Origin of the sequence: Aquipluma nitroreducens (assembly GCF_009689585.1) — a bacterium.
Taxonomy (GTDB): domain Bacteria; phylum Bacteroidota; class Bacteroidia; order Bacteroidales; family Prolixibacteraceae; genus Aquipluma; species Aquipluma nitroreducens.
Genome location: NZ_AP018694.1, coordinates 2,807,814 through 2,820,682 on the forward strand (window position 1 = coordinate 2,807,814; position 12,869 = coordinate 2,820,682).

At 42.7% G+C, this 12,869-nt stretch carries 9 protein-coding genes; all 9 read right to left on the bottom strand.

Annotated elements, in window-relative coordinates; all coding sequences use genetic code 11:
- Positions 1-33: 33 nt before the first annotated feature.
- Complete coding sequence (locus AQPE_RS11900) at positions 34-873, bottom strand: phosphate ABC transporter substrate-binding protein (protein ID WP_318351283.1); 840 nt, start codon at positions 871-873, stop codon at positions 34-36.
- A gap of 34 nt (positions 874-907) precedes the next feature.
- Entirely contained in the window at positions 908-2,275 is a 1,368-nt protein-coding gene (locus AQPE_RS11905; protein WP_318351284.1) for a porin family protein, read from the bottom strand.
- Positions 2,276-2,449: 174 nt separating this feature from the next.
- A complete protein-coding gene (locus tag AQPE_RS11910; RefSeq protein ID WP_318351285.1) occupies positions 2,450-3,571 on the bottom strand; it encodes a 2-aminoethylphosphonate--pyruvate transaminase in 1,122 nt (373 codons plus the stop codon).
- 11 nt (positions 3,572-3,582) lie between these two features.
- The gene (locus tag AQPE_RS11915) at positions 3,583-4,905 is read right to left on the bottom strand and encodes an MFS transporter (RefSeq protein WP_318351286.1); all 1,323 of its coding nucleotides are present in this window, start codon (positions 4,903-4,905) and stop codon (positions 3,583-3,585) included.
- Between the two features lie 3 nt (positions 4,906-4,908).
- Positions 4,909-5,997: a hypothetical protein gene (locus tag AQPE_RS11920; protein ID WP_318351287.1), complete on the bottom strand. Its 1,089-nt coding sequence runs from the start codon at positions 5,995-5,997 to the stop codon at positions 4,909-4,911.
- Positions 5,998-6,109: 112 nt separating this feature from the next.
- Complete coding sequence (phnX, locus tag AQPE_RS11925; protein ID WP_318351288.1) at positions 6,110-6,988, bottom strand: phosphonoacetaldehyde hydrolase; 879 nt, start codon at positions 6,986-6,988, stop codon at positions 6,110-6,112.
- A 404-nt stretch (positions 6,989-7,392) separates the two neighbouring features.
- A complete protein-coding gene (locus AQPE_RS11930) occupies positions 7,393-8,883 on the bottom strand; it encodes a SusD/RagB family nutrient-binding outer membrane lipoprotein (RefSeq protein WP_318351289.1) in 1,491 nt (496 codons plus the stop codon).
- 37 nt (positions 8,884-8,920) lie between these two features.
- Positions 8,921-12,130, bottom strand: coding sequence for a SusC/RagA family TonB-linked outer membrane protein (locus tag AQPE_RS11935; protein WP_318351290.1), 3,210 nt, complete (start codon positions 12,128-12,130; stop codon positions 8,921-8,923).
- Between the two features lie 119 nt (positions 12,131-12,249).
- Complete coding sequence (locus tag AQPE_RS11940) at positions 12,250-12,789, bottom strand: hypothetical protein (RefSeq protein WP_318351291.1); 540 nt, start codon at positions 12,787-12,789, stop codon at positions 12,250-12,252.
- Positions 12,790-12,869 lie beyond the last annotated feature (80 nt).

Consider the following 12,869-nt stretch of genomic DNA (forward strand, 5'->3'; position numbering starts at 1 on the left):
GGAACTTAGGTAATCGAGTATTTAGATGCTTTTTTATTTTACCGGGAAATAACCAACTTCAACAACCATTTTTTGACCTTCAGGACTTAAAATCCAGTCAATGTATTTTTTGAGTTCTCCAGTTGGCTTGTTTTTCAGATACATAAATAAGTAGCGGCTAATTGGATACTGGCCGTTTTTGATTGTTTCGGCATTGGCTGCATACGCCGGGCTGTTTTCATCCTTTTTTACTTTACAGATTTCAATGCCTTCGGCATAAGCTGCTCCACCGTAACCGATTCCGTTTGGATCTTTCTTCACTGCATTTACCACAGCAGCAGTTCCTGGCAAGGTCTGGCAATTTGAAGCATAATCGCCTTTCACCACGTTTTCCTGAAAGAAAACATAAGTACCTGAGCTGTTTTCGCGACCATACAGTTTAATGTCAGCATCAGCGCCACCAACTTGTTTCCAGTTTGTGATTTTGCCACTGAACATGTCGCCCAATTGTTTAATGGTCAATTCTTTTACCTTGTTCGAAGGATTCAGGTAAACGGTGATTCCGTCTTTAGCACAGGCGACTTCAACACCAAGCGTATTGTATCTGGCTTTCAATTTGTCTTTTTCCGATGCTTTCATTTTACGGCTGGCATTGGCAATGTCGGTAGCTCCATTAATTAAAGCCGAGATTCCAACTCCGGAACCACCTCCGGTTACCTGAATGGCTGTGTTTGGATTGCTTTTCATGTAAACTTCGGCCCATTTCTGAGCAAGAATAACCAAGGTATCAGAACCCTTTACTACAATTTTATTGCTGGCAGGTGCGAAAGCGAAACCTACCATACCCAATAAAATGGCGATTATTGCAAACTTTTTAATATTCAATGTTTTCATTTTCTTCTGTTTTTAATATTGTTATAATTTTCAATTAAAATTTAGCCTGAATTCTAAACGTCAAAACGTTGTTGTTAACATTCTTGCTGTAGTCGAGTCCGTTTTTTACAACAGTTCCATCAGCTTTGGTATAGTTTTCGGTCAGTAGTCCGGCAGCGCTCACTTTTTCATTATTTACAATGTCGTAGTTTAACGAAATGCGGATGTTGTCGTCGAAATAGTGATGTAATGCAAAACCGAAAGTTGTAGTAGCCAGGTCGCTTTTACCACTTACCCTGTTTTTTAAAGTAGTAGCATCAGCCGAAGTGTATTTTGCAATGGTAACATCCTTACCGGTAATGTCGGTATTCGGATCGTAGTAGTCGTAACGGAACGAAAACTGGTTTTTATTACCCAGATTCTTAATCCAGTAGAGGTAATATCCGGAGAAATTATTCTGAAAATTGGCAACTCCCGGAATAGCGGCTGTTGTTCCTGATGCAGCAACCGGAGAATAACCAATTGAAGCATTTTTTCCGGCAAGGTATTCGCCTTTCAACGACATTCCACCTAAAACGTCAGCAAACAACTGGAACTCGCCACCAAACCAATTCCTTTGAACGGCATCGCCAACATTAATATCTTTAATGGTAGTATAGTCGCTGCTTAAAGTCTTCAGGGCATTCGATTTTAATGATCCGAAGTAGCCGCTGGCACCAAAATCAAGTCCGCCGAAACTTCCTAAACTTAAGTTGTAAGTAGCGCGAATCATGACGTCCTTATAGTTATCAAAATCTTTGTTCTCATTGCTGTTCAGGTTTGTTCCTGCGTTGTTGGCAATGGTTAACCCATCATTACCATTCAGCAAAGCCAGTTGCACATGAACCGGGGTATTTTCAGGATTATATTCGAGTTTAGCTCCAAGTGCGTATTCGCCTGGATATAAAGTGCGAATGATTAATGAACGTTCAAGGTTTTCAAGCTGACCCGATGAGTACTCAACTTCGTAGTTCGGGCGATTAAATTTACCCATCCACAGGCTAAACGATTTAGTCCAGCGGTCGTTTAAAACAACATAGGCCTCGCGTAAAGAAACTGAGCCTGGTAAAAAATCAGGTTGCAACAGAAATTTCACTCCGTCGGCTGCCTGATAAGTGAATTTTAATCTGGCACGTCGTAGAGAAAGATAATTTGTAGGCTGAGCGTTCAGACTTTCAAAATGTTGATACTGTGCCTGCATATAACCTGAAACTTTAATCTTGGTAAGTTTCGATAGATCAGCTTCATCATTTGCGAGCCGTTCAATCAATCCTTCTACTTTGTCATTTACTTCAGTTAGCTTTTCGTTGACAGTTGCTTCCTGAGCATTTGCATTAAAAAACCATAGAGATAAGAGCAATAAAGCAATCAAACTTTTTCTCATGTTTCAATATTAGATTTTACTTGTTAAAAAACGATGTAAATTTTCTCCTATATTGTTACAGTTCGATTACACATTTATTAATTGTATGTTACAGAAATGTTATATGCCTGATTTTCAGTACAGATATTGAATATTTGAGATTATTAAAATGTTACAGACGGATAAAAAGTGCAATTATTCGCCAAGCAAATCGGTCGTCTGAATTCCCATTTCGTTCAGAACGTCTGCTATTGCCAGCAATAGTTTCTCAATGTCTTCCAAAAACAGTTGACCAATATTTCCAATCCTGAAGCAGTTGGTATCGCTCAATTTTCCCTGGTAAATCACTTGTCTGCGCTGATGCAGGCTTTCGTAGAATTGCGTAAAATCGAAATCCGCATGGTCGGGAAATAGAAATGACGTGATGATATATCCCTGATCTTTTTTATCCAGGTACGTTTTTAATCCGAGGGCTTCGGTTCCCTTCATCAATCGGCGATAGTTTTTCTGGTAACGTTCAGATCGTTTTGCAACTCCGCCTTCAGTTTTGAGTTCATCAATAGCTTTACGAAAGGCTAAAATGGATTGGATGGGCGGAGTGAAACGAAACTGGTTGCTCTTTTTCATATCGATCCACTGGCTGTATAAATCGAGAGAAACGGTTCTGGCTTGTCCTGCGCATCTTTCGAGCGATTCTGATTTTGCAATCACAAACGAAAACCCTGGAACCCCTTCGATACATTTGTTTGACGAAGAAATCAGGAAATCAATGTCCAGTGCCTTTAGGTCGATTGGTACAGCGCCAAAGCTGCTCATGGCATCCACTATAAATATTTTGCTGAATTTTTTTGCCAGTAGGCCGATTCCTTCAATGTTGTTAAAAATGCCGGTTGTGGTTTCGCAATGAACAAGGGCGATGTGCGTTATCGTTTCATCGTCGAGCAGAATTTCTTCGGCATCATCAACCGAAGGGACTACATTTTCTTTGTATTTTAAAGTCGTTGTCCGGATTCCATAAACATTGGCCATTTGCTTCATACGGTCGCCATAAGCGCCATTGGTTAGAATCAGTAAATGCCCAAAACTGGGAATGACGGTCGAAACAACCGATTCAACCCCGAAAGTTCCTGAACCCTGCATCAGCACAGTATCGTATCCATCTTCCGGGGATACCCCGGCAATGTTCAGCAATTCATTTCGTATTTCCTTTACCACTTCCAGAAACTCTTTGTCGCGCGAACCCATGTCGTGAAGCATGGCTTCTTTTACTGATTGTTTTGTATTTAGTGGCCCTGGGGTAAATAATTTATTGTCCATATTGATTGGTGTTATTCGATTACTGTTGATAATTCCGGAGTTTGGATTTGTGTATTCTCCGGTTCAGCTTCCTGATTTTCTTTTCCGTAGTTCCATTTCAGGATGAGCAAAAAGGCTGCGATTAAGGTTACGATTACAAACAATCCAAAAAGCGCATCCCATCCGTATTTGCCGGAGACATAAGCCACAGCTACAGGCGAAAGCAACTGCCCGGCTGATCCGACTCCGTTAATCACTCCGGCAGCAAGCGCGGCTCCGTGATTTTTCCCGAAGTCCATGGCTGCTGCTCCCGACATGATTGAGTCTGGTCCATAGGTGAAAAAGCCAATCAATCCGATTGAAACGATGGTTGGAACGATGCCGAGCGGACTGAGATGAGGTTGCAAATACAGCACAAAAGCTAAACAGAAAAGCATGATTGAGCTAATGGGGAAACGGCGCGATTTAAAAAGGTAATCGGAAGCATAACCGGCGGCAAGTATGCCAAAAAAGCCGAAAGCCTCGTAAGCAATTGAGGTGTATCCGGCCTGCTGGTCGGAATATTTGAGGGCTTCCGACAAATACAATGGAAGCCAGAAAAGGAAAGCGTATCGGGTAAACTTGACGAAGAAATACATGATTGCAGCAATCCAAACAGCTCCATTTTTCAGTACAGCCAACTGAGCCGTTTTTTCTTTTCGTTTACCTTTTGGCGTATCTGTACTTTTTTCGAAGGATTCGAGATTCACGTCGGTTGGACTATTACGAGCCATCAGGATGTAAACCAGCGAAATGAGCAGCAGCAGTATGGAAGGAGCCAGAAATGCCCGACGCCACGACAAATTCGCCATGATAATCTGATTGGAGAGCCAATAAGTGGCGAAAGCTGTTGCAGCCATCCCACCAATCACATAACAAGTAGTCCAGTACGACATCACTACGCCACGTTCTTTCTTTTTAAACCAGGGAGTCAGGTTCTTGATCAGCCCCGACCAACCCGACGATTGCCCGAAACCATTTAATCCCATCAGGAAAAGAAAAGAACCAACGGTTCCCATCCAACCCATCATCAGGTTTGAAATAACCGAAAGCAAAAGCCCGATGCCAACAATCAAGCGTGGGCCGTGGCGGTCGCTCAGGTAGCCGTTCAGAAACTGGCCAATCATGTACATGAGGCTGTAAACGGTAATTACAACTGCAAATTCATCTTTCGAGGTGTGCAGTTCGCGGCTCAATACCGGCATGACTACACTGAAATTTTTACGGCAAAAATACATTCCGAAATAAGCGAGCCAGGTTACTGAAAATATTTGCAACCTCCACCTTTTCATTTCGGGCGAAATAGCTTTGGCCATGTTTTATTTGGTATAAATATCCCAGATCGGTTTACCCATTGGATGCTCAGCCGTAAATTCCAGTCCAAGCAAAGCAGCAATTGTTGCGGCGTATTGCCTTTGGTACAATTGCTCTGTCGTCTTTACTTCGCCCATTGTTTTGGTGTCGGGGCCAATTACGGCGAGCCAGGTTTCACCCGAGTCTTTAATGTCCTGGCCATGATCTTTCCATTGGTCTTTAATTGCATCTCCTCTGCCATGGTCGCAGGTGATAATCAGGGTGGTTTTGTTTTTATATTGAGGGTTGGATTGTACGATGGACCAAATATCAGCAAGCATGGCATCTTCGGCATGGGCGCTGTTCAGGTATTGATCATACATTCCGGCGTGTGCCAGATCATCGGTTTCGTCAAACGCAATGTAAAGTATCCGGGGATGATAAGCTTTAAGGTATTCGCGTCCTGCCATATAAGTAATCACATCGGGACGAACGCCGACAGGCCGTGGTGCTAGAGACTGAAGGTCGTTGATCAATTTCAGATTTGAATTCTTGAAATTGATCGTGTCGGTATCAGAATTTACATAAATACCACTTCTCGGCTCGTTCAAAATGTATGGAAAAGCATCCCACGAGCTGAAAACAGCTACTTTACCTTTAAATTCTTTCTGCTGGTTAATAAACTCGAGTACATTGGTGTTTTTATTCATTACCTTATCGTTCGAATTTACTGTCGGATCGGCGTATCCGGTTAGCATTTCATTGTATCCGGGATACGAAAACTGATATGGATTAGCCACATTTACTTTGCTTCCGGCATTCCGGTTTCCGTGCAATTGCCCATTCTGTGCGACAACATTCCAAATGAACGGGAAAAGCATGCGCCGCCGTACTTCTAAATTATCGTTCCAGAAGCTTGCCGCCGTTCCGTCGTAATCTCTGGTGTAGTTTTTATTTTTCAGCAAGGTTGAATCGGCGCCACCAAATACTTCTTGCCAGCGCAGACCATCAAGAGTTACCAGGATGATGTTCTCTGTTTTTGTTTGCGCCTGTATTTTGTCGATTGAGAATTGGCCGAACAGGATGAATACGAAAAGTGCTATTCTATTTTTCATGTGTTTATAATTTGTTTTTTAATTGCCACATGGAACTCCCAAATAATCATTCTCCAGTGTGAGAATGGTTTTCTCATGGTCGTTTCATGGGATATTTAATGTTAGACAAGTTTTAAAAGAACATTGGAAAATAATTAAACAGTTGCTTTCCCTTTGTAACGGTGGGTAAATCCTGATGGTCGGTCAAGGCATTCGTCTCAATTTGTTGGTCAATTTCTTCCAGGACAGACCAACAATCCCAAACACCTTCGGCCACAAAATCGGCTCCGGCATTCAATAATTTACGACCGGCAACAGCAATCTTTTCGGCCAGCCAAACAGGGTCGGCAGCATTGGCCTCGGCGAGCGACAATCCCAACTCGTTTCCCGATTTGGTTAACCCGATTGTCCACACTCCTGCATTCTTTCCTTCCTGAATGTCGGCAACAGTATCGCCGATTTTCACTATTTGGCCGAGCGGATAAACATCCATAATCTCGCAATTCAGGTAAATCATCCACGGAGCCGGGCGGCCAGCAGAAACTTCCGAAGAACTAATAATTGCATCGGGCAATAAACCTGCTGCGGTGGTTATTGGAATAATAGAATTCATCATTTCTTCGACATAACCGGTAGTTGTACCCACTTTGATGCCTTGCTTTTTGAGTGAATTAATCAACTCAATAGCTCCGGGAATTGGGTCGCAATAGTCTTTTACAATCTCAGCTAAGGCTGGCTCCAATTCAGAATAAATACTTTCTACATCTGCTTCTGATGGAATCCGGCCATATTCGGCCAGCCATTGTTTTTGTACCGTATCAAACCCGAAAAGCGCCCGAACGTGATCTTTCTTTGCCAATCCCATCGGAGTGCGTGCTTCTTCCATGGTGATAATAATTTCTCTTTTACGGAAAACTTCTATAAACACTTGCGTTGGCGCTATGCAACCGTAGTCGATGATCGTTCCAGCCCAGTCGAAAATGACTGCTTTAATGTTTTTGAGTTGATTCATATTGCTGATCAATGTTTTATGTGAATGTTCGGTAACTTCCCTAATTGTTTTAATCGGAGGGGCTTTGCCCCTTGCCCCAATTCCTTTTTTGTCTTGACACAAAAAAGGAATCAAAAAAAGTCAAGGCTGTGCCCGCTTCGCTCGAAAAACTAACGTTCGACAGCTAAAATCTTTTAAACTCCCCCGATTACTCGGGGTCAAACAGAAAAGATTTTTTAACGCCGCCTTCACTTGTTTTTCGGCTCACCGGCCAAGGCCTGTCGCCACCAACAAGAACCATTTCCATTTTAGGTACAATACCGGACATTCATTATGTTTTAAATGAATTTTCTTACCATAAAACCCTGACAGCAAAAGCTGTCAGGGAAATCAAACAGAGGGAATGTATATATGAACGATGCTGTTTATTTGATGATCCACATTTCCGAATTAATGTCGTCGGTTGCAGCGCCAAACTGACTAGTCAGAGCTGCATTGTAATTGGTGGCGTTAGTTGTTCGTTCAGAACTTGGATACTGCCAGCGTTTGGCAATACGTCCGCTGTTCGCAGTTCCGGGGCCAGTAAGGAAAGTTGGCACACCTGTACGGCGGTAATTGTTGTAAGCTTCCCATCCCGAATTCTGGAAGAAGGCCAGATATTTCTGAGTTAAAATCTGCGTAAGTGCTGAGGCAGAGGTGCTGCTTAATTTGACCGAAGGCTGCGCATAATAGGCAGTCCATTTTGTTTCGACATCGGTTACCCCATGGAAAGTCCACGAAGCTTTTATGCCTTTGGTGTAATAATCTTCGGCATTTCCGGCAACCCAACCACGGTTAATCGCTTCGGCAATGCTAAAGCACACTTCGGAATAACCAATTTGAATACAAGGTTCACCAAGGTAGGAGCTGTAATAATGGCTTTTACTGATTGGCGAATATTCTCCGTTCAGCATTTTAGTCGACATGTCGTCCAAACTTTCGCCCGAACTTGCTCCAACATAAGCTTCGTAATCGGATGCTGTAAGCCCGGCTTTAATTTTGGCAGGGGCCGGATCGGCAACAATGAAAGTACGTGGGTCTTTCAACGATACCAGCGTATTCAGGTAAGTGGCCGCCATGTTGTTACGGGTAGCTGTCTGTCCGTAATTATCCTGATTCAGTGGGTATTTTGTGTCGGAACTGTTGTAAGTGAACTTCAGGTTATCGTCCAAGGAAGTCATTACTGGGTATTTGGTTGGGTTATTCACCACATTGGCAAACTGTGCTTTGATATTCAGATCGGTATCCGACTCTTTTTTGCTCAGTGCTATCAGTACGCGAAGTTTGTAGCTGTTCACCACTTTTTGCCATTTCTTCAGGTCGTTGCCAAGCATAAAATCACCTGTAAGAGATTGGTCGTTACTGTTAATGAGGGTCTGAAGTTCAGTATTCGATTCTTCGAGCCAGGTTAATGCCTGTTTAAATACCGCTTTTTGCGTATCGTATTTTGGAGCTGTATTTTCAAGACTTTTCAACGCATCGGTCATTGGTACATCACCGAGCCTCAAACTCATATCGACAAAAAAGTAGGCTTTAAAAAATTTACCGATGGCGGAATATGGATTGTTATCGGCTAAACCAACACGCGTTGCTTCCGAAATCATCTGGTTCACATTCTTCAACTGATTGTAATTGAAGTCGGTTGTTGTCCAGTCGTATTCCTGATCGTCGTAATAAGCGTAGTTGCTGCAGTGAAATTGACCCCATCTCATTTGGTCGCTCCATGGCGAGTAATACAGTTTGTAAAGTACTCTGGTAAATACCAGTGATGGAGGTACATCACCCGGACGGTTCGGATCTTTTTCCAGATCCTCGAATTTTTGACATGACGATAACCCTACTGCGAATACCATCATGAATATGATTAATTTTTTCATTTCTGTATAATTGTGAGTTTGTAAATAAAACTTTGGTTTAGAAACTGATATTCAGGTTGAACCCAAAGCGACGGGTTGTTGGGGTTTGAAGTCCGGAAGAACCATTGCTTTCGTCGATGTATTGCTCGATATCGATATCGGTCCGTTCAGCAAAGTACAACAGGTTACGGCCTACAAACGAGATATTCGCCTGTTTGATAAAGGTTTTGCTTAATACAGTTTGAGGGATGGTGTAGGTTAAAACCACTTCGCGCAATTTCACAAAAGTGCGGCTAATGCGGTCGGCCACATCGGTTCCATAGTAGCGGCTAATGTAATCTTGCAGGTAAGTTGCCGTTGTGTTTGGTGCAAATTGCAACTTGTCGTAATTGGTAACCTGTCCGTCTGAATTGTATTCAATGGCCTGTCCGTTACTTACAACTACTCCTTCGCCAACATACGATTTAATTCCCTTGGTGTCGTTAATACGAGCAGCTCCCATATCGCCAAGTACAGTATTGATGTGGCGACCTCCCTGATATGTTTTCTTTTCAACATAGTCAAGAATATGTCCGCCAAAGCGGCCGTCGAACTGTATTTTCAGGCTTAAATTCTTGTATGAAAACGTGTTGTTTATCGCTCCAACCCAGTCGGAGTTTGCATTACCAAGATATTGAGCTACCGAATTACGAATTGGTCGGCCACTGGCATCGTTTATAATTTTGCCATCCGAAGTTCTCACAAAGTCCGACCCATACATTTTGTCCATACGGTCGCCTACTTTTAAATAGATGTTCAGTTTTTCAACTCCGGGGTAAATTTCTTTCAGATATCGTTGATAGGTTGAGTAGTTAGCCGAAATATCCCAGCTAAAGCCATTGACTTTATGCACTGGCGATCCTGAAACATTGATTTCAATACCTTTTCGCTGAACTTTGATCCCGTTCACTAAAGCCGACGAATACCCGGTGGCTCCTGAAATTGGCAAAGAAAAAATCTGTGGCCCGTCGATGCTTGAGAAGTAAGTCACATCAAAATTCAGTTTGTTTTCGAAAAGTCCCATGTCAGTGCCCACTTCCCATGCCGAACTTGAGTTTGGTTTCAGGTTAGGGTTCGAAATGGTGTTGGTAAAAGCTGCGGCTGGTTTTCCCTGGATCAGATCAATGGAGTAAGAAGCCGAGTTCTGGAATGATGGCCCGTCGTAAGGTGAGTAATAGTTGCCTCCATAACCCGGAACCCACAATTGTCCAATAGTGCTTGATGTTAAAGCGCCACCAACTTGCGCATATGAACCTCTGACTTTCCACGATTTAACGTAAGGAATGGTCATCAGTTTTGACAACTCGATACTGGTTGAAACCGATGGATAGAAATAAGTGTTGTGACTGGTTGGCAGGGTCGAGTTTTTATCGGCACGGCCGGTTAACGACAAGGTTAAAAAATCGTCGTAGGTAAGGTCGGCAGTAGCATAGGCGCTCAACACTTGCATGGGGGCATAGAAGTTATACGATTTTACCGGATTTTTAGAATTGCTCAGGTTATACCATCCCGGAACATTCAGGTAATCGGTTGTGGCGTAGCTGCTTCTAAATGAGTAGGAGCGAATGTTTCCCCCGGCAGTGGCATGCAAACTAAGTTTTGGTACCACATAGCGGTCGTACGACAAAAGTACGTCGGTATTGTTTTCAAACAGGTTACGTTTGTCTTCGCGGTAATCGCCTTCGCCAGCTTCACGACCATAAGGGTGTGCCGAATATGGAAGCTTTTCTGACCGGAACAAATCGTAGGTTGAAATGGCTGTACGGGCTTGCAAATTAAAGTAATCGCTAATTTTGTATGATATAGTTGCATTTCCTGTAAGGTCGTTTTTGTAGTGACCGCGCAACCATTCGTACGACATGAAGTAAGGATTGTGGTAACGCTGGTATTCGGCATAAACCGACTGGACACCTTCTTTTCCGGGTTGCCAGTAGTTACGCATATCGTCAATATTCCAATCAGCTCCACCCCAGGCAATGATGTTGTAAATAATACTGTTAGGGCCATAATTTACATCAGGAACATTGGGGGTGTATTGGCGGCTATAAGCCATGTTGGCACTTATACGAAGCTTCTTCGAAACGTTGTAGCCTCCGTTTAAATTGAAGTTAGTTATATTGAGCTTGGTATTTGGAACGATACCTTTTTGGTAACTGTGCGAAGCAGAGAAGCGAAGGTCGTATTTTTCGCCGCTTGCCGAAAGAGCAAGACTATTGTTCGAAAGAAGTCCTGTTTCAAGAAAACGTTTCAGGTTATCTTTTCCACGCGCAACATATGAAGTTGGTTTAATATTGCCCGTGTATGTTGAACCATTGGCATAAGTTGTTGTGTAAGAAGTTCCGGGCGTGTACTGCCCATCGTATTGCGGTATCAATTGACCATCAAATTTAGGTCCCCACACATCGTAATCGCCATCGTTTAAACCACCTCCCTTTCCATCAGCAAAAGCATATATTCCGTGGTCCCCAGCACCATATTCATCCTGAACTTTTGGAATGGCCAAAAAACCGCTCTCGGTCATAGTGCTTGAATTGAAATCGACAGAGAAGCCTCGTTTATCAGTAGTGCCGCGTTTGGTAGTAATCTGAATGGCGCCGTATTGGCCTCTCGATCCATATAAAGCGGCAGCGGTAGGGCCTTTTAATACGGTGTAGCTTTCAATATCATCGGGGTTGATGTTCCAGGTATCGGTCTGAACCGGAACTCCATCAACGACATAGAGTGGAGCTGCTCCACGAAGTAGAACCGAAGGCGCACCAAGTATTTCAGAAGAAGCGCCGACTGTTAAACCAGCTACTTTTCCGGTCAGGGCGTTGATTGCATTGGGTTCCCTGGCTTTAACCAACTCAGTACCTTTTACGTCCTGAATGGAAAACCCAATGGTGCTTTTTTCTTTTACAATACCTAATGCGGTTACAACTACTTCTTTGATTTCCTGTTTCGAATCTTCTAAAGTAATATTGATCATCTTTTGATTGCCAACCGGAACTTCAATGGTTTCGAATCCGATATACGATGCTACCAAAATGTCTTTCGGTTCTGCCTTAATGGTGAAATGCCCATTAACATCCGATAAGGTTCCGTTGGTGGTTCCCTTTACCAGAATGGTTGCACTTGGCAGACTCTCTCCATTGCTGGTTTTTACCGATCCTTCAACAGTTGCCTTTTGGGCAAATACCGTTGATCCAATCAGGAGGAACATGATAATTAATAAGGTAAATTTTTGCATTTTTACTTGGTTAGAATTAATACTTTTCTTCTCTTTTTTTTGACATAGAAATGGCCGTTTACAGCATTTTGTGCCATAAAAACCAGTAAAATCAATAATTAATAAATTGCTTTTTGTATTTAGAATACCAGATTTACCTGCTTGGTAAATAGGTTGGTCAACGAATTTGCATCATTGGTTTCGCCGATTGCTTTTTCAAAACTGGCAGTTTCGGCGGTAAGCACATTAAATGCAACATCCAATACTTTGTTGAATTCGGCTGATGCGGTTTCGGTTGTGAGTTCTCCTTTTTTTACTGATTTTTTCAAGTAGCGCTCAATCTTCTTTACCGCATCGTATATTACAGGTTTACGAATCATCGTGCGGGTTTGAGGGTTTCCGGGTACGATTGGAACCTCGTAGGTATATTTCGAATTGAGCAAGTACATTTTTTCGGCTACCAGTTTCCCCAGAAAATGTTCGCCAACCATTTCGCTTGAAATAGCTTTCAAGTCATTGTTGTTGTCAGAAGCTCTAAACTCAAAACTGGGTAATCCGGCAACGGCAACCTTTGTTGTTTTAGTGTCGCCGGTAAAATTCATCGCCAAAGCCTCTTGTGCAAATACCCTCCCAACTATCGATGAGAAAATAATAACTGTAAAAAGTAGTCTTGTTTTCATTCGTATACAATGTTTTTGATTTGTTGAAAGTCGTCACGTACTCATGGAATAGCCAATTATACATTTTCGGTTGGTATGGG

Bases quoted from the DNA above. Each gene is read 5' to 3' on its own strand.
- AQPE_RS11900 (WP_318351283.1), bottom strand. From the start codon at position 873: ATGAAAACATTGAATATTAAAAAGTTTGCAATAATCGCCATTTTATTG.
- AQPE_RS11910 (WP_318351285.1), bottom strand. From the start codon at position 3,571: ATGGACAATAAATTATTTACCCCAGGGCCACTAAATACAAAACAATCA.
- AQPE_RS11930 (WP_318351289.1), bottom strand. From the start codon at position 8,883: ATGAAAAAATTAATCATATTCATGATGGTATTCGCAGTAGGGTTATCG.
- AQPE_RS11915 (WP_318351286.1), bottom strand. From the start codon at position 4,905: ATGGCCAAAGCTATTTCGCCCGAAATGAAAAGGTGGAGGTTGCAAATA.
- AQPE_RS11920 (WP_318351287.1), bottom strand. From the start codon at position 5,997: ATGAAAAATAGAATAGCACTTTTCGTATTCATCCTGTTCGGCCAATTC.
- phnX (WP_318351288.1), bottom strand. From the start codon at position 6,988: ATGAATCAACTCAAAAACATTAAAGCAGTCATTTTCGACTGGGCTGGA.
- AQPE_RS11935 (WP_318351290.1), bottom strand. From the start codon at position 12,130: ATGCAAAAATTTACCTTATTAATTATCATGTTCCTCCTGATTGGATCA.
- AQPE_RS11905 (WP_318351284.1), bottom strand. From the start codon at position 2,275: ATGAGAAAAAGTTTGATTGCTTTATTGCTCTTATCTCTATGGTTTTTT.
- AQPE_RS11940 (WP_318351291.1), bottom strand. From the start codon at position 12,789: ATGAAAACAAGACTACTTTTTACAGTTATTATTTTCTCATCGATAGTT.